Origin of the sequence: Curvibacter delicatus NBRC 14919 (assembly GCF_001592265.1) — a bacterium.
GTDB lineage: Bacteria > Pseudomonadota > Gammaproteobacteria > Burkholderiales > Burkholderiaceae_C > Hylemonella > Hylemonella delicata.
This window is the reverse complement of sequence record NZ_BCWP01000034.1, coordinates 1-26,199: the sequence shown is the minus strand read 5'-3', so window position 1 is coordinate 26,199 and position 26,199 is coordinate 1. Positions and strand designations below refer to the sequence as shown.

General features: G+C 64.0%; 21 protein-coding genes, 2 pseudogenes and 1 riboswitch. Of the genes and pseudogenes, 8 read left to right on the top strand and 15 right to left on the bottom strand.

The annotated features are described in order from the left end of the window. Nucleotides 1-3: 3 nt before the first annotated feature. From glcE to CDE01S_RS14450, 5 genes are all read right to left on the bottom strand, one after another. Nucleotides 4-1,080 carry a glycolate oxidase subunit GlcE gene (gene glcE / locus CDE01S_RS14470; protein ID WP_066709016.1) on the bottom strand — a complete coding sequence of 359 codons (1,077 nt, stop codon included), beginning with the start codon at nucleotides 1,078-1,080 and terminating at the stop codon, nucleotides 4-6. A gap of 49 nt (nucleotides 1,081-1,129) precedes the next feature. Continuing rightward, entirely contained in the window at nucleotides 1,130-1,993 is an 864-nt protein-coding gene (locus CDE01S_RS14465) for an aldose 1-epimerase (protein ID WP_066709013.1), read from the bottom strand. A gap of 140 nt (nucleotides 1,994-2,133) precedes the next feature. Next, nucleotides 2,134-3,684: an ammonium transporter gene (gene amt / locus CDE01S_RS14460; protein WP_066709010.1), complete on the bottom strand. Its 1,551-nt coding sequence runs from the start codon at nucleotides 3,682-3,684 to the stop codon at nucleotides 2,134-2,136. 27 nt (nucleotides 3,685-3,711) lie between these two features. Beyond that, complete coding sequence (gene glnK, locus CDE01S_RS14455; RefSeq protein WP_066709007.1) at nucleotides 3,712-4,050, bottom strand: P-II family nitrogen regulator; 339 nt, start codon at nucleotides 4,048-4,050, stop codon at nucleotides 3,712-3,714. Between the two features lie 26 nt (nucleotides 4,051-4,076). Beyond that, entirely contained in the window at nucleotides 4,077-4,883 is an 807-nt protein-coding gene (locus tag CDE01S_RS14450) for a TorF family putative porin (RefSeq protein ID WP_066709003.1), read from the bottom strand. Nucleotides 4,884-5,090: 207 nt separating this feature from the next. Between CDE01S_RS14450 and CDE01S_RS14445 the strand changes: the two are divergent. Then, nucleotides 5,091-5,984 (top strand): annotated as a pseudogene (locus CDE01S_RS14445) (YifB family Mg chelatase-like AAA ATPase); the annotation flags it as partial. Between the two features lie 295 nt (nucleotides 5,985-6,279). Here CDE01S_RS14445 and CDE01S_RS14440 read toward each other — a convergent pair. Together CDE01S_RS14440 and CDE01S_RS18255 are read right to left on the bottom strand one after the other, a co-directional pair. Further along, nucleotides 6,280-7,752 (bottom strand): TnsB C-terminal domain-containing protein, encoded by a 1,473-nt coding sequence (locus CDE01S_RS14440; RefSeq protein ID WP_084382907.1) that lies wholly within the window; start codon nucleotides 7,750-7,752, stop codon nucleotides 6,280-6,282. A 1-nt stretch (nucleotide 7,753) separates the two neighbouring features. Then, nucleotides 7,754-8,446, bottom strand: coding sequence for a TnsA endonuclease N-terminal domain-containing protein (locus CDE01S_RS18255; RefSeq protein WP_084382906.1), 693 nt, complete (start codon nucleotides 8,444-8,446; stop codon nucleotides 7,754-7,756). A gap of 30 nt (nucleotides 8,447-8,476) precedes the next feature. On the opposite strand from CDE01S_RS18255, the pseudogene CDE01S_RS14435 reads away from it, so the two are divergent. Beyond that, nucleotides 8,477-9,145: pseudogene (locus CDE01S_RS14435) on the top strand (ATP-binding protein); the annotation flags it as partial. Here the strand turns inward: CDE01S_RS14435 and CDE01S_RS14430 are convergent. Continuing rightward, a complete protein-coding gene (locus CDE01S_RS14430) occupies nucleotides 9,142-11,712 on the bottom strand; it encodes a chemotaxis protein CheW (RefSeq protein ID WP_066708992.1) in 2,571 nt (856 codons plus the stop codon). The pseudogene CDE01S_RS14435 and the gene CDE01S_RS14430 sit on opposite strands and share 4 nt — an antisense overlap. A 92-nt stretch (nucleotides 11,713-11,804) precedes the next feature. Continuing rightward, nucleotides 11,805-13,025 (bottom strand): MFS transporter, encoded by a 1,221-nt coding sequence (locus CDE01S_RS14425; RefSeq protein WP_066708989.1) that lies wholly within the window; start codon nucleotides 13,023-13,025, stop codon nucleotides 11,805-11,807. A gap of 228 nt (nucleotides 13,026-13,253) precedes the next feature. Here CDE01S_RS14425 and CDE01S_RS14420 point away from each other — a divergent pair, with 228 nt between their 5' ends. Then, nucleotides 13,254-14,462 (top strand): MFS transporter, encoded by a 1,209-nt coding sequence (locus tag CDE01S_RS14420; RefSeq protein WP_066708986.1) that lies wholly within the window; start codon nucleotides 13,254-13,256, stop codon nucleotides 14,460-14,462. Between the two features lie 34 nt (nucleotides 14,463-14,496). Here CDE01S_RS14420 and CDE01S_RS14415 read toward each other — a convergent pair whose 3' ends face one another. The 4 genes from CDE01S_RS14415 to CDE01S_RS14400 form a co-directional block, all read right to left on the bottom strand. Next, a complete protein-coding gene (locus CDE01S_RS14415) occupies nucleotides 14,497-15,189 on the bottom strand; it encodes a glycine zipper 2TM domain-containing protein (RefSeq protein WP_157077137.1) in 693 nt (230 codons plus the stop codon). A 224-nt stretch (nucleotides 15,190-15,413) separates the two neighbouring features. After that, on the bottom strand, nucleotides 15,414-18,134 hold the full coding sequence (metH, locus tag CDE01S_RS14410; protein ID WP_084382904.1) for a methionine synthase: 2,721 nt from the start codon (nucleotides 18,132-18,134) through the stop codon (nucleotides 15,414-15,416). Between the two features lie 22 nt (nucleotides 18,135-18,156). Then, nucleotides 18,157-18,225, bottom strand: a riboswitch (S-adenosyl-L-homocysteine riboswitch). Nucleotides 18,226-18,281: 56 nt separating this feature from the next. After that, nucleotides 18,282-19,349, bottom strand: coding sequence for an RNA methyltransferase (locus CDE01S_RS14405; protein WP_066708981.1), 1,068 nt, complete (start codon nucleotides 19,347-19,349; stop codon nucleotides 18,282-18,284). Between the two features lie 37 nt (nucleotides 19,350-19,386). Then, a complete protein-coding gene (locus CDE01S_RS14400; RefSeq protein ID WP_245636182.1) occupies nucleotides 19,387-20,082 on the bottom strand; it encodes a Crp/Fnr family transcriptional regulator in 696 nt (231 codons plus the stop codon). Nucleotides 20,083-20,164: 82 nt separating this feature from the next. Between CDE01S_RS14400 and CDE01S_RS14395 the strand changes: the two genes are divergently transcribed. From CDE01S_RS14395 to CDE01S_RS14385, 3 genes are read left to right on the top strand one after another with little or no spacing between them, the layout of a single operon-like run. Then, nucleotides 20,165-20,698, top strand: coding sequence for an Mpo1 family 2-hydroxy fatty acid dioxygenase (locus CDE01S_RS14395; protein WP_066709043.1), 534 nt, complete (start codon nucleotides 20,165-20,167; stop codon nucleotides 20,696-20,698). Nucleotides 20,699-20,723: 25 nt separating this feature from the next. After that, a complete protein-coding gene (locus tag CDE01S_RS14390; RefSeq protein ID WP_066708980.1) occupies nucleotides 20,724-21,362 on the top strand; it encodes a hypothetical protein in 639 nt (212 codons plus the stop codon). Nucleotides 21,363-21,391: 29 nt separating this feature from the next. Next, on the top strand, nucleotides 21,392-21,745 hold the full coding sequence (locus tag CDE01S_RS14385; protein ID WP_066708978.1) for a DUF1304 domain-containing protein: 354 nt from the start codon (nucleotides 21,392-21,394) through the stop codon (nucleotides 21,743-21,745). A 263-nt stretch (nucleotides 21,746-22,008) separates the two neighbouring features. On the opposite strand, the gene CDE01S_RS14380 is transcribed toward CDE01S_RS14385, so the two are convergent. Continuing rightward, nucleotides 22,009-23,055 (bottom strand): homocysteine S-methyltransferase family protein, encoded by a 1,047-nt coding sequence (locus tag CDE01S_RS14380; protein ID WP_066708976.1) that lies wholly within the window; start codon nucleotides 23,053-23,055, stop codon nucleotides 22,009-22,011. Between the two features lie 71 nt (nucleotides 23,056-23,126). Between CDE01S_RS14380 and CDE01S_RS14375 the strand changes: the two genes are divergently transcribed. Both CDE01S_RS14375 and recQ read left to right on the top strand, forming a co-directional pair. Beyond that, on the top strand, nucleotides 23,127-23,522 hold the full coding sequence (locus CDE01S_RS14375; protein ID WP_066708974.1) for a rhodanese-like domain-containing protein: 396 nt from the start codon (nucleotides 23,127-23,129) through the stop codon (nucleotides 23,520-23,522). 29 nt (nucleotides 23,523-23,551) lie between these two features. After that, complete coding sequence (gene recQ / locus CDE01S_RS14370) at nucleotides 23,552-25,438, top strand: DNA helicase RecQ (RefSeq protein ID WP_439648677.1); 1,887 nt, start codon at nucleotides 23,552-23,554, stop codon at nucleotides 25,436-25,438. 24 nt (nucleotides 25,439-25,462) lie between these two features. On the opposite strand, the gene CDE01S_RS14365 is transcribed toward recQ, so the two are convergent. After that, on the bottom strand, nucleotides 25,463-26,110 hold the full coding sequence (locus CDE01S_RS14365; protein ID WP_066708965.1) for a TetR family transcriptional regulator: 648 nt from the start codon (nucleotides 26,108-26,110) through the stop codon (nucleotides 25,463-25,465). Nucleotides 26,111-26,199: the final 89 nt, after the last annotated feature.

Genomic DNA, 26,199 nt, shown 5'->3' with positions numbered 1-26,199 from the left:
GGCTCAGAAATCGGGGTACAGGCGGCCGCGGTTGAAGATGCCGGCCGGGTCGAACTGCTTTTTCAGTTCACGGTGGATGCGGTCCAGCGGTGCGGCCAGCGGCGTGAAGACGCCAGCGCTCTTGTCCACCGCGCGGAACAGCGTGGCATGGCCGGCCAGGTTGGCCAGCACGGCGCCTCGGTCCGAGGCTGCGCTTAGCGGCAGCTTGAGCCAGCGCTGGGCGCCGCCCCATTCGACCAGGGTCGGGCCCAGGTCCAGCGGTGGCGTGGTGTCGGGCACGCTCAGGCGCACCAGCGACTCGCCTTGCGCCAGCTGGAAGAAGGGAGCGGTCTGCTCGCGCAGGGCGTTCCACAGCGGAGCCGCTTGTGCGTCCATCACCGTGCCGCCCATGGTCTTGTGGGCAGCGGCGACAGCCGCCTGGGCACCGCGCAGGCGCACCATGAGCGCGCCATCAAACCAGCAGGAGGCGTTGATCGGCAGCGGCTGGCCGCCCCAGCGGTTGAGCTGGGCCAGGGCCTGTGCTTCATCGAGTTCGAACACCAGTGTGCTCTCAGCCACGGCCTTGGGCAGCACCTTGAGCGAGACTTCGACCAGCAGGCCCAGTGTGCCGAGCGAACCGGCCATCAGGCGCGACACGTCGTAGCCGGCCACGTTTTTCATGACCTGGCCACCGAAGGTCAGCAACTCGGCCTTGCCATTGAGCATTTGCACGCCGAGCACGTAGTCGCGCACCGCACCGACACTGGCACGTGCCGGACCATTCAGGCCGGCTGCCACCATGCCGCCGACGGTGGCAACCGCGCCCCCGCTGGCGAAATGCGGCGGCTCGAACGGCAGGTACTGGCCTTTTTCCGCCAGTGCCGCTTCGAGCTCTGCCAGCGGCGTGCCGGCACGCACCGTCACCACCAGCTCGCTCGGCTCATAACTGACGATGCCGGCCAGCGGCCGGGTGTCAAGCAGGTCGCCCTGCAGCGTCTGGCCATAGAAGTCCTTGCTGCCGCCGCCGCGGATGCGCAAAGGGGTGCCGTCGGCAGCGGCGGTGCGCACGCGTTCGGTGATGTGTTGCAGAGCTGAATCCATAGCCTGCGATGGTAACTCCGGCCCGGCCCCTGGATTCACGCCGGGAGCATTAAACAGCTTCGACCCGGATCGTCATAGTCGCGCTCATCGACGCGCCGGGCAGCAGCACGGTCAACCCCAGCGCCTCGGCCGTCATGCCCTCTTGCCCCAGCAGGTTGACGGCGTTGTTGACGTGACTGACCGGTTCGATCGCCACCGTATCGCGCGCCGGGTGGGTGAACACCACCAGCCGGTTCAGGCTCGATGCGAGGCAGATGCGCAAGCCGGTATCGCTCAGGACGGCTTCGCCGTTCCAGCCATCGAAGCAATGGTCCACATCCAGCGTCGTGCAGGGCTGGTCCAGCCCCGTAGACGGCAGGCGATGCGTCGGCAGCTTGTCCGCGCCCATTTCCCAACGCCCGCTGGCAGCAAAACGCAGGTGGCTGGCCGGGCGCTTGACGAAATACGGGTGCCAGCCCAAGCCCACCGGCGCGGCCTGGGACGACTGGTTGGTGATGCTCAAGGTCAGCTCAAGCTCGTCATCGCGCAGGCGAAAGGCCTGCGAGGTGTCAAAGGCAAAGGGCCAGGAGGCGTCGGATTTGTGTTCGTAGGACAGCAGGGCGAACTGCGCATCAGCCTCCAGCACCTCCCAGGGCCGCTGCCACCCCACGCCATGGATGGCATGCGGTTCTGCCGCATTGTTCTGCACCAGCGGGTGGCTGGTGCCGGCCCACTTGAGGCGCGCCTGACCCACCCTGTTCGAATACGGCACCAGCGGATAACACCCTGCCTGGCGTACCGTGGTCAACGCCTCGGCCGGCGTCGAGCGCAGCACCGGCAGGTCACCCCGCCACAGGCCGGCCACGCAACCGCCCAGATCGGGCCGGATATCGCAGCGCAGCAGGCCGCTGCGCAGTTGGAGAGAAGTCGTCATGGTGGCTGCTCCAGTTTCGTGCATTGTGCACCGGCCACCGACAAAAAAGCCCGCCGGAGCCGAAGCTCTTGCGGGCTGAAGAACCAGAGGAGACTGTCGATGGGACGGCAGCTGACCGAACCTGCTGCCGTCCGTTGCGCTTAGCGGTTGTAGGCGCTCTCGCCGTGGGAGGAAATGTCCAGACCTTGGCGCTCGTCTTCTTCGCTGACGCGCAGACCGATGGTGAGGTCCACCAGCTTGAAGGCGATGAAGGAGACCACACCGGACCACACGATGGTGATCAGCACAGCCTTGGCCTGGATCCACACTTGCGAAGCAATGGAGTAGTCGGCGGCGGTGATGCCGGTCGCCGTCACCCAGTCAGCCACGAAGCCGGGGCCGCCCAGGGCCGGCGAGTTGAACACGCCGGTCAGCAGGGCACCGATGATGCCGCCCACGCCGTGCACGCCGAACACGTCGAGCGAGTCGTCGGCACCCAGCAGCTTCTTGAGACCGTTGACACCCCACAGGCAGGCGAAACCGGCGATCAGGCCGATGGCCAAGGCACCGCCGACACCGACGTTGCCAGCAGCCGGAGTGATGGCCACCAAGCCGGCGACGGCGCCGGAGGCAGCACCCAGCATGGAAGCCTTGCCGCGCATCAGCGCTTCACCAACACACCAGGCCAGCACAGCGGCAGCCGTGGCACCGAAGGTGTTGATGAAGGCCAGGGCAGCGAAACCGTTGGCTTCCAGGGCGGAACCGGCGTTGAAACCGAACCAGCCCACCCACAGCAGGGAGGCACCCACCATGGTCAGTGTCAGGCTGTGCGGGGCCATCGACTCACGGCCGTAGCCGATGCGCTTGCCCACCATGTAGGCACCCACCAGGCCAGCCACAGCAGCGTTGATGTGCACCACGGTACCGCCGGCGAAGTCGAGCGCGCCAGACTGCCAGATGAAACCGGCCTTGTCGTTCATGGCGTCGACCACTTCCTTGGCGGTGTAGGCGTCCGGACCCATCCAGAACCAGACCATGTGCGCGATCGGTGCATAGCTGAAGGTGAACCACAGCACCATGAACATCAGCACGGCAGAGAACTTGATGCGCTCGGCGAAGGCGCCGACGATCAGGGCGCCGGTGATGCCGGCAAAGGTAGCCTGGAAGGCGGCAAACACGATCTCGGGAATCACCACGCCCTTGCTGAAGGTGGCGCCGTTGGCAAAGGTGCCGGCGACGTTGTCCCAGATGCCCTTCATGAACAGTCGGTCGAAGCCGCCGATGAAGGCGCTGCCTTCCGTGAACGCAAGGCTGTAGCCATAGATGAACCACAACACCACGATCAGCGAGAAGCTGACCATGACCTGCATCAGCACCGACAGCATGTTCTTGCTGCGAACCAGGCCGCCGTAGAACAGGGCCAGGCCGGGGATGGTCATCAGGATCACGAGCAGGGTGGACACCATCATCCAGGCGGTATCGCCCTTGTTGGGCACCGGAGCAGCCGGTGCGGCTTCGGCCGGAGCCGGTGCCGCGGTTGCTGCAGCGGCAGGTGCCGCCGCGGCCGCTGCGGGTGCAGCAGCCTCAGCCGGTTTGGCTTCCGCCGGAGCAGCTGCCACCGGGGCAGCCGCGGGGGTGGTTTGCGCCCAGGCGGCCGTGCCGCCGGCCAACAGGCTCAAACCCAGTGCGAAGGAGACAAGTAGTTTTTTCATGTCAGTGTTCTCTCGGTTGTGTGAGCCTCAGAGCGCCTCTTTACCGGTTTCACCGGTACGGATACGCACGACCTGCTCGAGGTTGTACACAAAGATCTTGCCGTCACCGATCTTGCCGGTGCGGGCCGAGCCTTCGATGGCTTCGATCACTTGATCGACCAGTTCGTCGGACACGGCAGCTTCGATCTTGACCTTGGGCAGAAAATCGACCACGTATTCCGCGCCGCGGTACAGCTCGGTGTGACCTTTCTGGCGGCCAAAGCCCTTGACTTCGGTCACGGTAATGCCTTGCACCCCGATGGCCGAGAGACCTTCTCGCACCTCATCGAGCTTGAAGGGTTTGATGATGGCTGTAACGAGTTTCATGGGTTCTCCTCTGGTTGTGAGTTGAATCAGAAGGTGTATTTCAGGCCCAGCACCACGGTGTCTTGACCGTAGAAGCGCGAGTTGTTGCCAAAGGTGCTGGTGTAGAAGCTGCGCTTGGCATCGGTACCGATGGCGGCCAGGGAAATCACCACGCCGTTACCCATGTCCTTGGCCAGGGTCAGCGCGTAGTCGCTGTAGTTGGCCGTGTTGGCCGTGTTGGAGGTCGAGTTGGTCGGCAGTGTCTGCCAGCCCACGTGCGGCGTCAGGGTGAAGCCATTGCCCAGATCGAAGTTGGCGCTCAGGTCCCAGTAGCGGCTGCCATTGGTGTCCTTGTTGCCCAGGAAGTCGCCCATGCTGTGGGAGTACTTCAGACTGATCATCTTGTAGCTGACGCCAACATAGGCTTCGGAGGTATCTGCCTTGCTGTAGTTGACCGCACCACCCGGGGTACCGGCTTCGCCCGAGTTGTTGCCCGGGTACTGGTAGGTGATCAAGCCAACGTCATAGCCCAGGCCCATGGCCTCGCCTTTGTAGCCGCCATAGAGGTCAACTTCCCAATCGCCCTTGGTGGAACCATTGAACTCCTTGATCCACTTGATGTTGCTGGCGACAAAGGTGCCGGCGTAGAAGCCGCTCTTGTGCGCAAAATCAATACCGCCTTGGATGGACGGGCCGCCAGCCGTCTGCTCCAAGCCACGGAAACGGTAGTCGCTGACAGCACCGAGGTTGAAGCTCCACGTGTAGTCAGGCTCCGGCGCCTTGTCTTGCGCAAAAGTCGCGGTGCAAGCGATCAGGCCTAGGGCAGCCAATGCGGTTTTGGATTTGAGGTTCATTGCTTACTCCATAGATGAGTTAAAGGGACGAACCTGTTAAGCACGGACCGTGCCAGCGCCGTTTTTAAATCCCTGGCGCCTGTTTGTCCACCGCAGCCGCAGGCTTGCGTTAAGATGACTGTATAAACAAACAGTACGCACCTTGCGTGTGCATGGTAGGCGGTCAGCCAAGGGCGGCCCGCACACACTGGTCTGAAGGGAGTTCTCATGAGCCTGTCTTTGGTGCAAAGCCGTGCCCTGCTCGGCCTGGACGCGGCCAGCGTCACCGTCGAGGTGCACCTGGCCAATGGCCTGCCCAGCTTCACGCTGGTTGGTCTGGCGGAAACCGAGGTGAAGGAAGCGCGCGAACGCGTGCGTTCTGCCATTCAGAACGCCGGACTGGAATTCCCCCACAACAAGCGCATCACGGTCAACCTCGCCCCGGCCGACCTGCCCAAGGACTCGGGCCGCTTCGATCTGCCGATCGCCCTGGGCATTCTGGCCGCCAGCGGGCAGATCGACAGTGCCCAGCTCGCCGGCCACGAATTCGCCGGCGAGTTGTCGCTCTCAGGCGAACTGCGACCGGTGCGTGGTGCGCTGGCCATGGCGCTCGCCTTGCACCAGGACGGGGTCGTCACCCGGCTGGTACTGCCCCCCGGCAGTGCCGAAGAGGCGGCTCTGGTGCCCGAAGCGCAGGTCTACCGGGCCCGTCATCTGCTCGATGTGGTGCAGCAGTTCCTGCCGCCCGGCACGCGAGACGGTCCGGAGGACAGCAGCGAAGGCTGGTCACGCACCGTATCGGCGCCCCCTTGCACCAGCTTGGACATGCCTGATCTGGCCGACGTCAAAGGACAGGCTGGCGCCAAACGTGCGCTCGAAATTGCCGCCGCCGGCGGCCACAGCCTGCTGCTCAGCGGCCCGCCGGGTGCCGGCAAATCGATGTTGGCACAGCGTTTTGCCGGCCTGCTGCCCGCCATGTCCACCGCGCAAGCCCTGCAAAGCGCCGCCATCGCCAGTCTGGGCGGGCAGTTTTCGCTGGCGCGCTGGGGCCAGCGCCCGACCCGCAGCCCGCACCATTCCGCCAGTGCCGTAGCCCTGGTCGGTGGCGGTGTAAAAACTCGAACAAACCGCAACTGTTTCACATTGTTTGCAATTAGGGCATATTTCGCGCGACGTCCACCCTTTCACGTTGTGCAAAGTGCCCATACAAATCAAAGAACTACAGTTTGACAGCCATTCTTGGCGCCTCGATTGGCTAGGTAGATTCAGCTATCCACCAAGTTTGCAAAGCGAACCGGACATCCTCGTCTATCTTTCGCAACTTCGGTCTGATTACACCAATGTCCTGTCAAACGAGGCCCTCGCCGAGCCACTGCAGCATCGAGTAGCGAAAGTAAAAGTAGGTCAATTGCCCCTTCTAAAAATCGGTTCGGTCTGGACGGATGGCGTTCCCAGTCCACTGAGAAAGCAACTGCAAGAAGTGGATTTGGCACTTAACCACACTCAGATCGAGTTCGTTCGGTTTGACGGCCATATACGCATAGACGGACTGCAGCAACCTGTTTTGCCAGCTCGTGGATTGCGGATTGGCCTCAACGCTACCTTTGAGCGTGTCATCTCCGCGGATGAACTTTTCATAGAGAGTTGCGGGTGCCAATCTGCCTATGCCTCTATGGGGCCTTAGGTGATAGACCTTTGTCACGAACGTAGCAAACCAACGCGTGTATTCCCGCAGTGTCATGACCGCACGGGCGTCAGACACATATTCGCCTCGATCCTCTATGTTAGAAAACGTGCTCCCGGGAAGGCTCTGGGTTCTTTTCATGAAAGTCCGAAACAGACGCTCCACGTGGCCGCCATAGTTGGGCTGGCCTTTGGGCCGGTTCTCTATCACGATTCCGTATTCATTGCTGGCGCGCTCCAACATGGTTCCTCGGAATTCTTTGGCATTGTCTGCATAAATCTTTGCGGGAATCCCATGAATTGCCCAGGCACCGCCCAAGTCATATTCCGCTAGCCAGGCTGATTTGGGCAGTATGGCGTGTGTCATTGCTAGACCTGTGGCCAACGCGCCAGGAGGATCAAACGTTACACAAAACCCCGCGAGCATTCTTGTGCAGGTGTCAATCACAATGGTCAGATAGGCACGCCCAATAGGTTGCCGATAAACATCGTCGACCAAGCTTACGTCTATGGGTGTGTGATCAATTTGGTACACAGCCAGCGGCACATCTGCCCCAGGAAATGAGCCTCGTTGCGGCTCGAATGTCTCGCGCGCTTTCTTTGGACTAAAGCGCTTGGCCATCACCGTCCGATCACCAAGTCGTGCAACGCGCCGACGGACTGTTGATAAATTTGGCCCTGGGATCTTGAGCTCCCGACAAGCCAGGGTAATTTGCTCCCACAGTTCAACTACCGTGGGGCGTTCTTTGGTGAGGTAGAAGACCTCTACTTGGTGGCTCATGATCCGCTCCACCTCGTCTGGCAATCGCGACTTGCCCAAGTCGCTGCGGCCATTTCGGATCAAACTGGAGACGGTTCTCGTCGTATTCCATTTCGATATCCATCGGTAGATTGTTGCCCTGTCTCTTCCAAATTGCCGTGCAACTTCATCCACTTCGGCGTACGTACGATCACGCTTACCTTTTTCTAGCAAGGGGCGAAGCGCTTCAAACCGCTTCCATGCCTCCTTCCAGTCTTCATCGTCGATATCCATCAATCCATTGCGGCCGGACTGAGGGTTTCCATTTCGAATCTGATCTGAGGCGATCAACTGCACTTTGCCTGTCGTCGGATCACGCAGAAGCGCCTGGTCAATCGACGGAATGTCTAGCAGTATCCACTTTTGGTCTTGCCATATAACGGCCTGACCCGGTATCAATCGACTCATGTTATGAACTACTCCTAGAAGACCAAATCGGGGCGAGCATCGACAGTGGCTGATCAATGTGAAAGCCAATCCTCCGCTCTGCCATCAGTTTCCAAACAACCGGCAGTAGCGCTGCCTGATTCCATTTATCGCTGTAGAGCAACGAGATAAGCGTTTCAGGTGTGCTCTCGACTAATTCATGAAGAAAATCGAGAACCCATTGCTCTGTTTCCGCAGTACTTGCCCTTTTCCGATAGGGCAAGAGGAACCGAACGTTGTCTAAAATGGGCGTTCGAATGTCTTTTTCTGTGAAGATTCTGAAGTTCCAACCGCGGTGATTGGCATAGTCTTGTGCTGCACGTGCAAGCTTTCGCCAATGACGCCACTCACCCAGGAATGATTCGCGGTATTTAATTTCAACTAGAAGAGGTCGAGGATCGTCCACATGACGATCAGCTCGCCACTCGATCAATCCGTCAGGTGTGTATTTGTGCACAGCGCCATCAAGCCCTCTGTACTTCATCGTGAGGGGCTGTGGTGTGTAAACATCTACAGATGTGTCGAACTGCAGCAAGAACATGAAATCCCGTTCCAAGGAAGACTCATAGCGATTCCCGTCGGGCATCGTTCCTGTAATGCTTCGGCTTTGGACGCCGATCGCTCTGACTGGCCCTTTTGGGAACTCGTCGTCATTAGTCGCATGTAATGTGGTCATTTGTGACCATCATCGCAGCGAGTTAGATTTTTGTCAGGCGGTTCACCACCGCGCCCGGGTGAAATCTCCATGGCGCACCATGGGGTGCTGTTTCTGGATGAACTGCCCGAGTTCCCGCGCAGCGCCCTGGAAGCGCTGCGCGAACCGCTGGAAACCGGTCACATCACCATCTCGCGCGCCGCGCGGCGCGCCGAGTTTCCCGCTTGCTTTCAATTGGTGGCCGCCATGAACCCCTGCCCCTGCGGCTATCTCGGCTCCACACAACGCGCCTGCCGGTGCACACCCGACCAGATCGCCCGCTACCAGGGACGTCTGAGCGGCCCCTTTCTGGACCGCATTGACCTGCATGTGAGCGTCGCGGCCGTGCCGGCAGGAGAACTGCTGCAGACACCGGCAGGCGAATCAACCCAGCAGGTGCGTGCGCGCTGCCTGGCCGCGCATGAACGGGCGCTCGCCCGTCAGGGCAAACCCAACCAGGCCTTGGCGGGCGCCGACCTGGATGCCCACACCCGCCTGGATGAGACCGCGCTCAAGTTCCTCAATACCGCCGCCGCACGCCTGGGCTGGTCGGCGCGCGGAACGCACCGAACCCTCAAGGTGGCACGCACCATTGCCGATCTGGCTGGCGCCACATGCACCAGCTTGGAGCACGTGGCCGAGGCCCTGCAATACCGGCCCGCCTTGCAGCCCCACGGCTAAAGCAGCACGCCCGACTCACGCGGCGCAGTCAGCGCCTCCCGTTTCATCAAAGCAGCGAACAGGCTGAGGGGGTCGACTGCCTGGATCAGCACTTGCCCGCCATTGGCCTTGATGAAGTGTTTGACGAGGGCACGGTCATCCTGGCTGCCAAACGGCGTGGACATGATCTGCGCTTCGCTGAACTCGGGTACGCCGTGCAGTTCGTCCACCAGCAGACCCAGGGTCTGTTCGCCATGGCGCACGATGATCACCTGGCTGCTCTTGTCGATGAAAGACGGCGTGCCGCGAATCAGGTAGCCGAAGTCGAACACCCAGACTGGCGCACTGTCCCGCCCCTCATGCTGCAGACCCAGCAGGCCGACGCAGGCGCGACGCTCCCCGGTGGAGACCGTCGTGATCTTGCTCGCCGGCAGCGCTTCGAGCGCGTTTTCAGCGGGCAGGGCGAACAAAGCACCGTCCATCGTGAAGGTCGCATACTCGCGCCCGACCTGACCCAGCAGATCGGTCTTGACAATCGCCTGGGCCTTGGCACCCGCGCCCGTGCGCTCCCGCACTTCGCCCAGGAACTTGAACACGATGGCCAGCACGTCTTCGCTGTAGCCGTCCGACACCTTGAACTCGCGGTAACCGCTGGAGACCGTGCAGCCCATGATGGCGTACTGCCCGTCATGCACCACGATGCGTGAGGCGCTTTGGCCATTGGGCAGCTGACTCCAGCCCGCATCGAGTTCCAGCACGCTGCCGACCGGACGGGCCGGATCGGTGCTGGCGATGACACGGCCCGTCCGGTCCACAAACAGGGCCTGCATGTCCGCCTGGCCGCCCAGGCCGCCCTTGAGCATGGCCGCGAATTCCGGTGCTGCATCGAACACGATGCCGATACCGCCCACGACGCGGGACTCGTTCTGCGGGTCGCGGATCGCTGCGTGGTAGATGTAGGTCGGCTGGCCACCATACAGCGCCGAGGGCTCGAACGGTGTGACGTGGTAGTCCTGCTCGCTGCGCAAGGCCTGCACGCGCGCCAGCGTGGTCGCATCGACATGGCGACCGATCACACTGCTGTCAGCCTGCCCGGGCTGGGTGCTGGCCACAATGCAACCGTCCGCGTCGTACACAAAGATCCGCGTGTAGACGGTGTACAGCCGGTTGATGTAGTCCAGGATGTCGCTGATCTGCTTGCGCGCCGCCTCGCCCAGTTCGGGCGCAGCAAGGGCCGCGCGCAGCTCGGGCGTCAGTGCCCACCAGCGACAGTCGTCCGAGCGTTCGTACAGGTTGCGGTCCAGCAGATCGACCAGCAGGTGCGAGACGAATTCCGAATCGCGCAGGCTGGAGGTCAGCACCGTTTCGTACAGGTCGCCGATCGACTTGGAAAACAGATCATTGCTGCGCGCACCGGTCTCGCTGATCTGGTCCAGAATGGTTTTCAGCTTCATCAGCTCGCCGCGCCGGCCGGCCGTCATCACCTGGCCGTTCCAGACCACGCGCCGGATGGTGTCCGCTGCGGTCATGATTTCGTACAGCGGCGCCGAAAAGGACTGGGCATGTGACAGCAGACCTTCACGCACTGCCGGCGCCAGCGTGGCCAGCGTGTTGGTGGTCGCGCCGGTGAAGGCCACATCAACCGGAATCATGACCTGGCCCTGCCAGCCCGCCGGCCCCATATAACCCTGGTAACCCTCGGCGCGGAAGGTGCGCACCAGGTACTCGCGCCCGGCGAACATCAGCAACTGCGGCGATGCGCTCTGGTTGACCGGCACCAGCGCGCCGACCGGAATCCAGAGCGGGTCGGCACTCTCGATGACCCGGTTGTCGCCGTCGAGCAGCAGCATGTTGGCGCGGCCGTCCGGGTCGCCGTGCGAGCAGAAGATGCCCGCCATTTCCTGTTCAAAGTTGAAACACAGACAGAGCACACCGACCACCGCACCGGTCTGCGGATGCAGCATGCGTTTGGAATAGATCAAGGCCTGGCGTTTGGACGGGCGCAGGCTGCTGGCACGGAAGGTCTCCACGAAGCCGTCGCTGGCCAGGGTCTGCGCCAGCAGCGGGTCGCTGCTGCCTTCCAGCGGCGTAGCCTCGTCGATCTGCACCAGCACATTGCCGGCGGCATCGAGCAGGATGATCTCGTCGTACACCGTGTACTTGTCGCGGTAGGCGCGCAGGCGCTGGCGAATGGCCGGCGCATCGTCGCTCAGGCCGGCAACGAAGGCGCACAGTTCGTTGTCGGTGGCCAGAAAGCCGACGTCGGCGGTGCGCTCATACAGGTTGCGCACCACGATGTCGATCACGTACTGCGCCTTGGTGCCGATCTCGGCCAGCACGGTGGCCACCTTCTCGCCCACCAGGCTGGTCACCAGCTCTTCTTCCAGGCGGTTGAAGCCGTCGCGCGTGGCCGCCATGGTCGGCAGAATGGCGCGCGCCTCTTCAGGGCAGTTCATCTTGGCGGATGACTCGATCATGCGCCACATCAGGTTGAGTTCTTGGAGGGCCTGCTCGCAACGGATGACGTCACGCATATAGGGCAGGAAGGTGTCGGTTTGCAGTCTGGCAGAGGTTTTCGTTTTACGCATGTATCCCTAGCATTCTTTGGTATGGACTCACCTTGAAACCAAAGCAATTTTCGGGCCCGTACCAGGCAACACCGAGTCGACAACGTCGATCGTCACGCCAGGTCCATGATGGCATCGCGCTGCTTGAGCGCATGCGCGAAAAAGAGGCCCACCAGCACCAGCACCGTGCCGCCGGCACCGATGACCGCCGCAGAGCCGAGGCGGGTCACCAGGGCTGCGGCCAGCAGCACACCGACCGACTGGCCCATGAACAATGCCGAGGCGAACAGCGAGACCGCCGTGCCGCGTGCGGTTGGCGCCATCTGCGTGGCATTGGCCTGCATCGTGTTGTGGAACATGAAGAAGCCGAAACCGCCCAGCAGGCTGGCCGGAATGGCCGGTGCCCAGTGCGGTGTGAGGGCAATCACCCAGGCCGAAGCGCCCAGCAGCCCCACACCCAGCCGCACCAGCCCCCGCTCACCGAGGCGGCGGATCAGGAAGCGCGCCACCGCCATGTAGAACATGCCGCCCAGGCCGAACAGCGCCACGATGGCACCTGAGACCGACAGCGACAGACCCAGCGCGTGGTGCAGGTGCGAGGCCCAGATCGCCATCACACCGAAACCGGTCGCTCCTTCAACAAAGGCCACCCCCAGCACGACGCGCGACCAGCGCCCGGTGACGATGAGCAGGACCTGCGCCACAAAACCGGGGCGCACCACCGGTTGGGTGCTATGCGCCACCTGTGGCGCCAGCCGCTGGCGCCGCAGGTCGGCCAGCAGCAGCAGGCCCACGACGCCGAACAGCAAGGTCATGAAGCCGAAAGCCCAGCGCCAGCCCAGGCTGTCCGAAAACACACCGCCCAGCAACTGGCCGCCAGCGATGCCCAGTGTGGTGCCCAGGCCGACGCGTGCCAGCGTTTCCTGCCGCATCTCATAGGCCACCGCATCGCCGATCCAGGCCAGCGAGAGCGGAATGACGGCGGCCGCCCCGAGCGCCACGCCCATACGTGCCAGCACCAGCCAGTCCAGGCTGGTGGCAAAAACCGTCGCGATGCTGCCCACACTGCAGCCCAGCGTGGCCAGGGTCACGACACGGTACTTGCCCAGGCGGTCGCCCAGCGGACCGTAGAACAGCTGCGCCAGGCCATAGACCACAGCGAACATCGACACCACCTGTGCCGCCTGCGCCAGGGTGGCGGAGAACTCGCGCGACAGCTCGGGCAACATGGCATCGCACAGGCGCTGTGCCGTCATGCTGGCGAAGGTGGCAAACGACAGCAGCAGAACAGAGCGTCGCGTGGCCGCGGAAATGGAGGCGTTACCAGAGGTCATGTGCGAAGGGAAAGTCAATCAGGTCAGCGCGTCACCGGCCGACGCCTGATGCACACAACACGCCATTCTAGGCAGACGCTGCCAGGCCTGCTGCGCCTCTGCGACTTGCCCTCGCGTTCTGCCCGGACTTGTCACTGCACCTCAAACACTATCAAATTGATAACTGCCCGCACAACAATGACAAGGCCCACCCATCGAAATGTCATATGGATTTGCCATAATCCACCCATGCACGCTACCGCCCGCAACCACCCGCAGCTGATCGGCTGGCTGTCGCTGGCGCAACTCATCAGCTGGGGCAGCGTGTTCTACGCCTTCTCCTTGTTGCTCGAACCGGTGGAGCGCGAACTGGGCTTGAGCCGTGCCCAGTCCTCTTTGGGTTTCAGCCTGGCACTGCTGGCCGAAGGGCTGCTGGCCTACCCGGTGGGCCGCCTGATCGACCGCGGCCATGAACGCGCCGTGATGACGGGCGGCTCGCTGCTCCTGGCCTTGTGCCTGGCACTGCACAGCGGCATCCACAGCATGGCGGGCTTTTATGCCGTCTGGCTCGGCCTCGGTGCCGGGCTGGCAGCCACGCTCTACCCACCGGTGTTTGCGGTGGTCATCCGGCGTTTTCCCAACGACTTCCGCCGCGCCATCATCACCATCACCTTTCTCGGCGGGCTGGCCAGCACGGTGTTCATCCCGCTGACCGCCTGGCTGATCCAGGCGCTGGGCTGGCGCCAGGCCCTGCTGGTGCTGGCCGCCCTGCAGCTGCTGGTGTGCGCGCCGCTGCATGCGCTCGTGCTGCGCCATGCGCCGCCTGGCCAAACCCATGTCGCGAACCAGGCCGCGGCGTCCGTCCCGCTCAAGCATCACCTGCTGAGCGCACCCTTTCTGCTGGTCGGCCTCTTCATCGTGCTGCTCATGGCGGTCACGGCGGCCTTGCCGGCGCACATGGTGAGCCTGTTGCGTGAGAACGGACTGGCCGAGACCTGGGTCATCGCGGTGCCGGCCGCCATCGGCGTGCTGCAGGTGCTGGGCCGGCTGTTGCTCTATTTTTTTGAGCAGCACCTCGACCTGCACCTGGCCAACCGGCTCATTCCCGGCCTGATTCCGCTCGGTTTGCTGGCGTTGCTGGCCGCCCCCTGGTTCGGCAGCGCGCAGGTGACGCTGGTGCTGCTGTTCGTGCTGTTGTACGGCATGGGCAACGGCATGCTCACCATCGTCAAGGGCACGGCGGTTGCCGAGTACGTGGACCGCAGCCAGGTCGCCTCGCTCAACGGGGCGCTCGGCGTGCCAATGGCCCTGGGCCGGGCAACGGCACCGTGGCTGTTGGGACTGCTGTGGGCCCCGTCAGGCGGTTATGCGGCTGGTCTGTGGTTGATGCTGGGCCTGAGCCTGATCGGCGTGGTGGCCCTGGCCAGGGCCCAGCAGCTGGCGCGACAGCGACGCTGAAGCGTCACCGGCGCAGCCGTCCCGGCCCGGCGCTTCAGTTGAGCGGCTGCAGGGTGTTGCCCTCAAGCCGCACACGCGCACCGACGCTGGCCGGTGCGGCCTGCTCGATGCTGTGGACACTGCCGTCATCCATGCGCAGGTCCACGCGATAGGCCGTGACCTTCTTCATTTTTTTCTCGACCGCATTGCCTGCCATGCCGCCGCCCACCGCACCGGCAATGGTGGCCAGCGTCTTGCCGTCGCCGCCGCCAAACTGGTTGCCGACCAACGCCCCCAGCACACCACCGGCCACGGCACCGGCACCGCTGGCTGCGCCCTCGCGCTCCACCGGCGTCACGGCGGTCACCGTGGCGCAGTTCATGCAGACCTCCTTGGCCGGCAACACCGTGCTGGATTTGCCCGCCGCCGTGTCGGCTGGCGCTGTTGCAGTCGATCCGCTGTGGCTGGTCGCCGACTTGGCCGGCCGGCTGGCCACCGCCTTGCCGGTGCCGGCTTTTTTCTCAGGCACTGCGGTTTTCGGTTCTGCCGCCGGCACGGGCTCGGCGGCACTTGGTGCCGGCACCGCCACCGGCACGGGGACCGGACTCACCGCGGCCGTGTGCAGCGTCTCCTGGCGCGTCTGCACGAAATACAGGGCCGAGCCCAGGGCCACCACCGCCACACCGAGCACGCCAATGGCAGCCCACAGGGTCTGGTTGCGGACCGGACGGGAAGCAGTTTGCGTCATATCGTTCATTTTGAGTTCCTCTTGCGAATACGGTCAGGAAACTGGAGGTCTCTGACACCACGCCTTCTGTAACGCGCTGGGAACGCTACGGTAAACAGGAACGGACACGATTCACGTGTCTGCTTTGTAAGCTTAGGTAAATCTGTGCGTCTGGCAAGACGCACAGCCACCGACAGCAGGCAGGACGATGCCCCTGAACACGCCAGGGCCATCGCGTCACCACCTCAAAGATTGGGCGCCAGCAGGCGTTGCAAGTCCTGCTCCGCCACGCCACGGCGGCGCACCTGGTCCTGCAACTGGTCGGCACCAATGCGGCCAACGTTGAAGTAGGTACTCTGCGGATGCGCCAGGTAAAAACCGCTGACGCTGGCCGCCGGTGTCATGGCCAGGCTTTCGGTCAGGCCCATGCCGATCTCGCCACACTGCAGCAGCTCGAACATGTCCTTCTTCACGCTGTGGTCCGGGCAGGCCGGGTAACCCGGCGCCGGGCGGATGCCCTGGTATTTCTCGGCGATCAGCTCCTCCGGGCTCAGGGCTTCCTGCGGCGCATAACCCCACAGGTCGGTGCGCACGCGGTGGTGCAGGCACTCGGCGAAAGCCTCGGCCAGCCGGTCAGCCAGCGACTTGAGCATGATGGCGGAGTAGTCGTCATGGTCGTCCATGAAGTACTGCTCCTTCTTCTCCACGCCGATGCCGGCCGTCACCGCAAACACGCCCACGTAGTCGGGCGCCGTGCCTTTCGGTGCCACAAAGTCGGCCAGGCAACGGCTGGGGCGCATCACGCCGTCGATCATCTGCTTCTCGGTCTGCTGGCGCAGGCCGTACCAGGTGAGTGCCACCTGCCTGCGGCTCTCGTCGGTGTAGAGCTCGATGTCGTCATCGTTCACGCTGTTGGCCGGGTACAGGCCGAGCACAGCGTTGGCGGTGAGCCAGCGGCCTTCGATCAGACGCTGCAGCATGCGCTTGCCATCCGAAAAAACACGTTGCGCTTCCGTGCCGACGATCTCGTCCTTCAAGATGGCCGGGAACGGGCCGGCCAGGTCCCAGGTCTGGAAGAAGGGGCCCCAGTCGATGTACTTGGCCAGCTCGGTCAGGTCAAAATTCCTGAACACGCGACGGCCGATGAACTTCGGTTTCGGCGGTGTGTAGCCGGTCCATTCGATCGGCGTCTTGTTGGCGCGCGCTTTGTCCAGCGGCCACAGCGGCGTCTGTTTCTTGCCCGCATGCTGCTGGCGCACGCGCTCGTAGTCGGCATTGAGCTCGTCGATGTATTTGGCTGCCTGGTCCGACAGCAGGCCCTGCGCCACGCTCACGCTGCGCGAGGCATCCGGCACATAAACCACCGGCCCCTCGTAGTGCGGCGCAATCTTCACCGCGGTGTGCACGCGGCTGGTGGTGGCGCCACCGATCAGCAGCGGAATCTTCTTGATGCGGAAGTGCTCGTCCTTCTGCATCTCGGCCGCCACGTACTGCATCTCTTCCAGGCTGGGCGTGATCAGGCCTGACAGGCCCACGATGTCCGCGCCCTCGACCTTGGCGCGTGCCAGGATCTCGTGGCACGGCACCATGACGCCCATGTTGACGACCTCGAAGTTGTTGCACTGCAGGACCACGGTGACGATGTTCTTGCCGATGTCGTGCACGTCGCCCTTGACGGTGGCGATGATGATCTTGCCCTTGGCGCGCACGTCCTCGCCGGCCGCTTCCTGCTGGCGCTTTTCTTCCTCGATGTAGGGAATGAGGTGCGCCACCGCCTGCTTCATCACACGTGCGCTCTTCACCACCTGCGGCAGGAACATCTTGCCCTGGCCAAAGAGGTCGCCGACGATGTTCATGCCGTCCATCAGCGGACCTTCGATCACGTGCAGCGGACGCCCGCCCTTGGCCAGCACGGCCTGGTAGGCCTCTTCCGTGTCTTCGGTGATGTAGTCGGTGATGCCGTGCACCAGCGCGTGCGACAGACGCTGCTCCACCGTGCCCGCGCGCCATTCGTTCTTTTTGCTGTCGTCCTTGGACGCGCCCTTGGCGCTTTCGGCAATTTCCACCAGCCGCTCGCCGGCATCGGGACGGCGGTTGAGCACCACGTCTTCCACCCGTTCGCGCAGCGCCGGCTCCAGCTCGTCGTACACGCCCACCATGCCGGCGTTGACGATGCCCATGTCCATGCCCGCCTGGATGGCGTGGTACAGGAACACGGTGTGGATGGCCTCGCGCACCGGGTCATTGCCGCGGAAGCTGAACGAGACGTTGGAGACACCGCCCGAGACCTTGGCGCCCGGCAGGTGCTGCTTGATCCAGCGCGTGGCCTCGATGAAGTCGACCGCGTAGTTGTTGTGCTCCTCGATGCCGGTGGCAATGGCAAAGATGTTGGGGTCGAAGATGATGTCTTCCGGCGGGAAGTCGACCTCGTCCACCAGGATGCGGTAGGCGCGTTCGCAGATCTCGATCTTGCGTGCGTAGGTGTCGGCCTGGCCTTTTTCATCGAAGGCCATCACCACGGCAGCAGCACCATAACGCCGCAGCAGTTTGGCCTGGCGCTTGAATTCGTCCACGCCTTCCTTCATGCTGATGGAGTTGACAATGCCCTTGCCCTGGATGCAGCGCAGACCGGCCTCGATCACCTCCCACTTGGAGGAGTCGATCATGATCGGCACGCGCGCAATGTCCGGCTCGGAGGCGATCAGATTGAGGAAGCGCACCATGGCGGCCTTGCTGTCGAGCATGGCCTCGTCCATGTTGATGTCGATCACCTGCGCACCGTTCTCCACCTGCTGGCGCGCCACCGCCAGCGCTTCTTCGAACTGGCCGTTCAGGATCATGCGGGCAAAGGCCTTGGAGCCGGTGACGTTGGTGCGCTCGCCGATGTTGACAAACAGACTGCCCGCGCCAATGAGCACCGGCTCCAGGCCGGACAGCTTCATGGGGGGAATGGAAATTTCGGACATGCGACTCACCTGGGGTATTCAAAACAGGTGAGCGTCGTTGGGACATCCAAGCCTGACGACATCGAATGCCGCTGCAACGCTCCTTGGACAGTCTACGATTTTAAAGGCTTTGCGGCAGGCCTGCTGGGTACGTGTACTGAATGAGCCTCAGACCGGCGCCGCCTGCACCGGGATCACGCGCCGCCCTGGCCCACCCTTTTCCTGCACGGCCCGCGCGCGCAGCTGGCCGCAGCCGCCGTCAACGTCCTGCCCGGCCGACTGCCGCAGCTTGGTCAGGATGCCGCGCTGGTGCAGCCGGCGCGCAAGCGCGGCCGCTGCTTCCCACGACGGCCGGCGGTAGGGCATGCCCTCCCCCTCGTTGTAAGGAATCAGGTTCAGGATGGCGTACTTGCCGTGCAGCAGGCGCACCAGGCCGTCGACTTCCTCGTCCGTGTCGTTGATGCCTTCCAGCAGCGTCCACTGGTACTGGATCGGATAGGCACTGTGGCGTGCATATCGCTCACCCGCTTCCACCAACTCGTCCGGCGTCAGGCGCGGCGCCCGCGGCAGCAGTTGTTCGCGCAAGTCAGCCCGGGTGGTGTGCAGCGAGAGCGCCAGCGCCGGTCGCACCTGGCCTTCGTTTCGCGCCATCAAGGCCTCGAACACACGCGGGTCACCCACGGTGGAAAACACCAGGTTCTTGTGCCCGATATTGCCGGCCGTGCCCAGCAGGTCAATCGCCTCCAGCACGTTGTCCAGGTTGTGCGCCGGCTCGCCCATGCCCATGAACACCACACGCTTCACCGGCCGCTGCTGCCGCGCCAGCGCCACCTGGGCCACGATCTCGGCACTGCCGAGCTGGCGAATCAGGCCGGTAGTGCCGGTCATGCAGAAAGTACAGCCCACGGCGCAGCCGACCTGGGTCGACACGCACAGCGCCGGAATGCGACCCGGCGGCATGTGCACGCTCTCGACCAGCTGCCCATCGGCCAGCGCCACCACGCGGCGCAGCGAACCATCCTCACCCAGATGCTCCGAATGGACCGTGGCCAGCGCAGCCAGCTCGCGTTCGATCTCAGGCAAGGCGTTGCGCAGCGTGGTCGGCAGAAAGGCCTCAATCGGCCGGCTGCCATGGTTCTGCGGCAACGCCTGCGACCACAGGCGCAGCACGCGGTGCTGGTGGCGGGGATTGGCGCCCAGTTCATGCAGGCGCTGGCGCAGATCTTCGATGTGCATGGTGCGTGATTGTCCTCTGGGCCTGCCCAGTCGTGGCTCAGGTCAACAGTTCGATCTCGCCGTAATGCAGGCGCAAGGCCCCGCGTGCCTCCAGTTGCTTCAGGGCCTTGTTGACGCTCTGACGGCTCACCCCCAACATGCGCGCCAGCACCTCCTGCGCCACGCGAATACGGCGTCGCATCACATCACGGCTGCCGTAGCCTTGGGCCAGCAGCTGCAAGCGTCGCAACACCCGCTCCTCCAGCGGCAACAGGGCCAGTTCCTCCAGAACAACAAAGGCCACCCGCAACTTGCGGCACGCCAGCCGTGCCATGTCGCGCCAGTGGACGGGGTGGTCAGCCAGCCAGACCAGCAGATCGGTGCGCGGCACCACCAGCACCTGGCTGGCCACATCGGCCACAGCATCGTGGGTGCGCGGCAAACCGTCGATCATCGAGATCTCACCAAACCACTGGTACGGCTCCAGATAGGCCAGTACCGCGGCCTGACCCTGTACGTCATGAGCGCCTATGTGCAGGGCCCCCGCCACAACGCAGCATAGGCCGTCGGCATCCCCTCCGCGTGCGAACAGCGACTCGCCCGGCGCCAGATGCCGCCTACGGGCGAGCGCCAGCAGTTGCTGTTGCAGCACCGGCGGGCTGGCAGCAAACCAGTCATCGGTCTGCAAGGCAGACTGCAAGGCGGCAGGGTCGTGAGTAGTCAGGTCCATGGTGGGTGGCAGGGTTGAAATCATGGCCGCTGCCGGCTTTGTCCAAATTCTGACAGACGTCTTGCATCAGACGCGGCATCCTTGGGCACCCCACCAAGGAGACTTCATGGACCAAGCCACCCGCCTGCTGGTGCAGTACGCCCGCTACCACCGCGATCCGCGCAACATCACCACCCACTACGTGGGCATTCCGCTCATCGTCTTCGCCATTGGCGCGCTGCTGGCGCGCGCGCAATTCAGCGTCGCCGGCCTGGTCGTCAGCCTCGACGTCGTGGCCTACCTGCTGGCCGCCCAGTGGTACCTGCAGCAGGGACAACGGCCACTTGTCCTGACCACCCTGGTGCTCATCGGCACGCTGCTCATGCTGGCGCACCCATTGGCAGGGGCGCCGCTGGCAATCTGGCTGTCCGTCGCACTGGGCAGCTTCGTGGTGGGCTGGGTGTTCCAGTTCGTCGGCCATTACTGGGAGGGCCGCAAGCCGGCCTTCGTGGACGATCTGCGCGGCCTGCTGGTCGGGCCGATGTTCGTCGTGGCCGAAGCCGGGTTCGCGCTGGGCCTGGCCCAGGCCCTGCACCGGCACATCGTGCAGCAAACTGGCCCGGTAGCGCGGCAGACACCCCGGACAACCCGCAACGCATGAACTCACACCTGACCTCGTTTTCATCATGACCACCTCCACTTCCCGTTCCGCCGGCATCACGCTGGCCTTGTCCGGCCTGTCGCTGGCCGTGTGCTTTGCCGCCGCCTGGTGGAGCCGCGACCTGGTGCTGTTTTCGCTCACGCCACCCGGCGGTGGCACAGCCGACATGGTCGAAGCGTTGCGCCAGGACCTGCACCTCACCTTCTTCACCATCTGGGCGTCGCTGCTGCTGGCGACGCCGGCTCTGGCTCTGTTCCCGACCATCCGGCAATCGGCGCGCGTCTACCAGACCTGGCGCATCTTCTGGACCGCGTCGCTGTTGGTGTTTGCGGTGCACTTCTACTGGGCCACCGTGGTCATCTTCGGCAACGACTGGCAGCGCATCCTGAACACACCGCGCGTGAGTGCGCCGCGGCTCGACACCGTGTTCGCGCTTTGGTGGGTGGTCGACGTCGTACTGGCATGGACCACCCGCACCGAAGCCGTCTGGCTGCGCCTGCAGCGCCTGGGCGTGCACCTGCTGGCCTTCGTGCTGTTCTTCATGGGCGCCGCGCGTGAAGGCGAACTGGCAGCATCACGGGCGCTGGGCTGGTTCATGGCCGTGGTGGTGGCCGCCGGGCTCATTGCCTGGCTGGCACGTCGCCGTGCGCGTACTACTGTTTAAGGTCCACAACTCAGCAACAGGCTCGCCCCATGCACATCATTGCCATCACCCTGGCCCTTGTGGTCTGCGTCATCCATGTCTACATCCTGGTACTGGAGATGTTCCTCTGGGACCAGCCTCGGGGCATGAAGGCGTTCGGCCTCAGCCCCGACTTCGCCAAGGCCACCAAGGTACTGGCGGCCAACCAGGGCCTTTACAACGGCTTCCTCGCTGCAGGCATCGCCTGGGCCTTGGTCGTCGGCCAGCGCGACGCGCTGTTGTTCGTTCTCGGCTGCGTGGCCGTGGCCGGCCTCTATGGCGCCGCTACCGCCAGCCGCAAGATCCTGTTGATCCAGACCGTGCCGGCCGCCGCCGCCATGGCAGCCGTTCTGCTGCTGGGCTGAGGCGCCCGACCCGGCCGTTCTCCCAGGTCCAGAACTTCTCGCCGTCCCAGTCACGACTGACCGGCATCACGCTGCGCCGCTGCTTAAGGGTCGAGTGTGGTCCAGGCTGCTTTCCTTGCCGGCTGCCCACCACATCTTGACGCCGGCGAGAACGAGGAAGGCGACGAAGAGGTGCAGTACGCTGTGGAACCGCAACAGCAACCAGCCCCCACCCCCCAGCAAGGCTGGGGAATGGCCCGCCGCGACTTGAGGGCCAACTGCCCTCAGGCCGCTTCGCGGTAGAACGGGCCGCTGTGCAAGGCCCGCGCGGCCAGCGGTGCCACGGCGCTGTGGATGGCGCCGATGTGCTCCGGCGTGGTGCCGCAGCAGCCGCCGACGATGTTGACCAGGCCCTCGGCCGCAAACTCGCGCACCAGGCGGCTGGTCACCTCGGGGGTTTCGTCGAAGCCGGTTTCGCTCATCGGGTTGGGCAGGCCGGCGTTCGGGTAGCAGCTGATGAAGGTGTCGGGTGCGACACGCGCCAGCTCCTGGATGTAGGGTCGCATCAGTGCCGCGCCCAGGGCGCAGTTCAGGCCAATGGCCAAGGGCTGCGCGTGGCGCACGCTGTGCCAGAAGGCGGTGACGGTCTGGCCGCTCAGGATGCGGCCGGAGGCGTCGGTCACGGTGCCGCTGATGATGAGGGGCAGGCGTTCGCCCGACTTTTCGAAATACTCGTCGATGGCAAACAGCGCCGCCTTGGCGTTGAGCGTGTCGAAGATGGTTTCCACCAGCAGCACGTCGGCACCGCCTTCGACCAGCGCTTCGACCTGCTCGTAGTAGGCGGCGCGCAGTTCCTCGAAGGTGATGTTGCGCGCACCGGGGTCGTTCACGTCCGGGCTGATGCTGGCGGTCTTGGGCGTGGGGCCCAGGGCGCCAGCAACGAAACGCGGATGGTCGGGTGTGCTGAACTTGTCGCAGGCTTCGCGCGCCAGTTTGGCGGAAGCCAGGTTCATCTCGCGCGCCAGGTGCGCCATGTCGTAGTCGGCCTGGGCCACGCTGGTGGCGCCGAAGGTGTTGGTCTCGATCAGGTCGGCACCGGCGGCCAGGTAGCCCTCGTGAATGTCGCGGATGACGTCGGGGCGCGTGAGCGACAGCAGTTCGTTGTTGCCCTTGACGTCCTTGTGGAAGTCCTTGAAGCGCTCGCCGCGGTACTGCGCTTCGCCAAGCTTGAAACGCTGGATCATGGTGCCCATGGCGCCGTCCAGAATGGCAATGCGGTGGGCCAGGATGCCCGGCAGGGCCTGGGCGCGGGTGTAGTGGATGGGCTTCATAGACCGTCCATTGTAGAAAGCCTGGCCGGCTGGCGAAAGCCGCCACCGCAAAACCCGGGACAATAGCGGGTATGAAACACCTGCTTCCCAAAGAAACCTGGGCTTTGCTGCAGCAAGAACCGGATGCGCTGTTCATTGATGTGCGCATGGAAATCGAATCGCTCTACGTGGGCCGCCCGCCGGGCGTGCACAACATCCCCTGGTACGAGTACCCGGACCTCACGCCCGACCCGGCCGGCTTCGTTGCGGCCGTGGAGCGCGAAGCCGCCGGCAACAAGAGCCGCCCCGTGATCCTGCTGTGCCGCAGCGGCAAGCGCACGCTCGACGCCGGCCTGGCACTGGAAGCTGCTGGCTTCACCAACCTGATCAACGTGCTGCATGGCTTCGAGGGCGATCTGGACGACAGCTTCCGCCGCTCCACGCTGAACGGCTGGCGCTTTGACGGCCTACCCTGGGAACAAATGTAAATTTCAAGCCAAATCGGGCTTCAGCCCTTTTGGAATATGCGCCAGCTGCTCCTATTTCGATAGCATCCATCTTGTCTCCCCAGAACATCCTGCGCCAGGTCTTCGGCTACGAAGCCTTCCGCGGCCCGCAGCAGGCCATCGTGGACCACGTAGTGGCCGGCGGCGACGCGCTGGTGCTCATGCCCACCGGCGGCGGCAAGTCGCTGTGCTACCAGATCCCGGCCATCGCACGCCAGCAGGCCGGGCACGGCACCACCATCGTCGTCTCGCCGCTCATCGCCCTGATGCACGACCAGGTGGGCGCGCTGCACGAAGCGGGGGTGGAGGCAGCCTTTCTCAACTCCAGCCTGAGCAGCGAAGAAGCGGCCACGGTGGAAAAACGCCTGCTGCGCGGCGAGATGACGCTGCTCTACGCGGCACCGGAGCGCGTGACGACACCGCGTTTCCTGGCCCAGCTTGATGCGCTGGCCGAGCGCGGCCAAGTGGCGCTGTTCGCCATTGACGAAGCGCACTGCGTCAGCCAGTGGGGCCACGACTTCCGGCCCGAGTACCGCGCGCTCACCGTGCTGCACGAGCGCTACCCGGGCGTGCCGCGTTTGGCGCTGACGGCGACCGCCGACGACCTGACGCGCGCCGACATCGTGGAACGCTTGCAGCTGGAAGAAGCGCGGCAGTTTGTCAGCAGCTTCGACCGCCCCAACATCCGCTACACCATCGTCGAGAAGAAGGACGCCACCACCCAGCTGCTGCGCTTCATCGAGCGCGAGCACGAGGGTGATGCCGGCATCGTCTACTGCCAGTCGCGCCGCAAGGTGGAGGACATTGCGCAGACGCTGTGCGACGCCGGCCTGAAGGCCCTGCCCTACCACGCCGGTCTGGACGCGGCGGTGCGCCAGGCCAACCAGGACCGTTTCCTGCGCGAGGAAGGCCTGGTGATGGTGGCCACCATCGCCTTCGGCATGGGCATCGACAAACCGGATGTGCGCTTCGTCGCCCATCTGGACATGCCGAAGAACATCGAGGGCTACTACCAGGAGACCGGCCGCGCCGGCCGCGACGGTGCCGCCGCCGACGCCTGGATGGCCTACGGCCTGCAGGATGTGGTGAACCAGCGCCGCATGATCGACGAGAGCCCGGCGGGCGAGGAATTCAAGCAGGTGATGCGGGAGAAGCTTGACGCCCTGCTGGCGCTGGCGGAGGCGACCGACTGCCGGCGTGTGCGGCTGCTCGGTTATTTCGGCGAGAAAAGCGAACCTTGCGGCAACTGCGACAACTGCCTGCACCCGCCCGCCGTGTGGGACGGCACCGATGCCGCACGCAAGCTGCTCAGCACCATCTACCGCGTGCAGCAGATGAGCAGCATCAGCTTCGGTGCCGGCCACATCATGGACATCCTGCGCGGCAAGGACACCGAGAAGGTGAAGCAGTACGGGCATGAAACCCTGAGCACCTTCGGCCTCGGCGCCGAGTTCAGCGAAGCGCAACTGCGCGGCGTGCTGCGCCAGCTGATCGCCATCGGTGCCGTCGGCGTCGATGCCCAGGCCTTCAACACGCTGTACCTGACCGAGGGCTCGCGCGCCGTGCTCAAGGGCGAGGTCACGGTGCAGCTGCGCGAATCGGTCTCGACACCAAGCACCAAACGCTCACGCCGCGCCGGTGTTACGGCGCCGGCCGCCGCCAACCTGGGTGTGGACGACCAGGTGCGTTTCATCAACCTGAAAGCCTGGCGTGCCGAGGTGGCGCGCGAGCACAACCTGCCGGCCTACGTGATCTTCCATGACGCGACGCTGGCCGAGATTGCCCGGCGCAGCCCGCAGACGCTGGAGGACCTGCAAGGCATCAGCGGCATTGGCGAGAAGAAGCTGCAGGCCTACGGCGAAGCCGTGCTGCGCGTCATATCGCTATCAAATTCATAGCGACCTGCGCTTGTTTGACGGGCCTCAGGCTGCCTTTTCGCCCGTCACCTGATCCGGCTGCAGCCCCAAGCCCGCCAGGTAGGTATCAAAGATCTGGCTGCCGGTGGCCACCAGATCAAATGCCTGGGGGTCCAGCAGCCAGTTCTGGATCAGGCCGTCGATCATCACGTGCAGCCCCAGCGCCGCGGTGTTCACATCCACGGACAGGGGGCGCCCGCGCAATTCAGTCACCTGCTGCATCGCCTGCCGGGTGCGCGCCAGGCACTCGTTGCGCACCCGCAGGTGGCGCTCCTTCACCCCCAGCAACTCGGCCACGTACTCCACCTTGTGCGTGGCGATGTCGAACACACGTTGGGTCTGGGCATCGGTCGCCGTCTTGCGCAAGGCTTCCAGCATGGCCCTGCGCAGCTCCAGCACCGGACACTGGGCATGGGGCGACGCCGCACATTGCAACGACTCCTCCAGAGGCAAGGACACACGCTCCATCATGGCGTTGAACAGATCGGCCTTGTCCTTGAAGTGCCAGTAGATGGCACCGCGTGTGGTACCGGCCGCCACCGCAATGTCGTTGAGCGATGTGCGTGAGACACCGCGCGCCTGGAACAGCTGTTCGGCGGCATCGAGCAGGCTGCAGCGCGTGGCCTGCGCATCCGCCTTGGTGCGACGAACCATGTGGGTACCCTCCAACGTATTTGTAATGACCCGACTATACATACATTCACGCTTGTATGTATACTGCGTTTCTTTTAATTGACCTAAGG

What these genes read in the sequence shown, in the direction of transcription:
- metH (WP_084382904.1), bottom strand. Translation starts at nt 18,134, where the DNA reads ATGTCCGAAATTTCCATTCCCCCCATGAAGCTGTCCGGCCTGGAGCCG.
- CDE01S_RS14375 (WP_066708974.1), top strand. Translation starts at nt 23,127, where the DNA reads ATGAAACACCTGCTTCCCAAAGAAACCTGGGCTTTGCTGCAGCAAGAA.
- CDE01S_RS14380 (WP_066708976.1), bottom strand. Translation starts at nt 23,055, where the DNA reads ATGAAGCCCATCCACTACACCCGCGCCCAGGCCCTGCCGGGCATCCTG.
- glnK (WP_066709007.1), bottom strand. Translation starts at nt 4,050, where the DNA reads ATGAAACTCGTTACAGCCATCATCAAACCCTTCAAGCTCGATGAGGTG.
- CDE01S_RS14450 (WP_066709003.1), bottom strand. Translation starts at nt 4,883, where the DNA reads ATGAACCTCAAATCCAAAACCGCATTGGCTGCCCTAGGCCTGATCGCT.
- CDE01S_RS14365 (WP_066708965.1), bottom strand. Translation starts at nt 26,110, where the DNA reads ATGGTTCGTCGCACCAAGGCGGATGCGCAGGCCACGCGCTGCAGCCTG.
- CDE01S_RS14415 (WP_157077137.1), bottom strand. Translation starts at nt 15,189, where the DNA reads ATGACGCAAACTGCTTCCCGTCCGGTCCGCAACCAGACCCTGTGGGCT.
- CDE01S_RS14400 (WP_245636182.1), bottom strand. Translation starts at nt 20,082, where the DNA reads ATGATTTCAACCCTGCCACCCACCATGGACCTGACTACTCACGACCCT.
- CDE01S_RS14440 (WP_084382907.1), bottom strand. Translation starts at nt 7,752, where the DNA reads ATGAGTCGATTGATACCGGGTCAGGCCGTTATATGGCAAGACCAAAAG.
- amt (WP_066709010.1), bottom strand. Translation starts at nt 3,684, where the DNA reads ATGAAAAAACTACTTGTCTCCTTCGCACTGGGTTTGAGCCTGTTGGCC.
- CDE01S_RS14390 (WP_066708980.1), top strand. Translation starts at nt 20,724, where the DNA reads ATGACCACCTCCACTTCCCGTTCCGCCGGCATCACGCTGGCCTTGTCC.
- CDE01S_RS18255 (WP_084382906.1), bottom strand. Translation starts at nt 8,446, where the DNA reads ATGACCACATTACATGCGACTAATGACGACGAGTTCCCAAAAGGGCCA.
- CDE01S_RS14425 (WP_066708989.1), bottom strand. Translation starts at nt 13,025, where the DNA reads ATGACCTCTGGTAACGCCTCCATTTCCGCGGCCACGCGACGCTCTGTT.
- CDE01S_RS14465 (WP_066709013.1), bottom strand. Translation starts at nt 1,993, where the DNA reads ATGACGACTTCTCTCCAACTGCGCAGCGGCCTGCTGCGCTGCGATATC.
- CDE01S_RS14385 (WP_066708978.1), top strand. Translation starts at nt 21,392, where the DNA reads ATGCACATCATTGCCATCACCCTGGCCCTTGTGGTCTGCGTCATCCAT.
- CDE01S_RS14420 (WP_066708986.1), top strand. Translation starts at nt 13,254, where the DNA reads ATGCACGCTACCGCCCGCAACCACCCGCAGCTGATCGGCTGGCTGTCG.
- CDE01S_RS14405 (WP_066708981.1), bottom strand. Translation starts at nt 19,349, where the DNA reads ATGCACATCGAAGATCTGCGCCAGCGCCTGCATGAACTGGGCGCCAAT.
- CDE01S_RS14430 (WP_066708992.1), bottom strand. Translation starts at nt 11,712, where the DNA reads ATGCGTAAAACGAAAACCTCTGCCAGACTGCAAACCGACACCTTCCTG.
- glcE (WP_066709016.1), bottom strand. Translation starts at nt 1,080, where the DNA reads ATGGATTCAGCTCTGCAACACATCACCGAACGCGTGCGCACCGCCGCT.
- CDE01S_RS14395 (WP_066709043.1), top strand. Translation starts at nt 20,165, where the DNA reads ATGGACCAAGCCACCCGCCTGCTGGTGCAGTACGCCCGCTACCACCGC.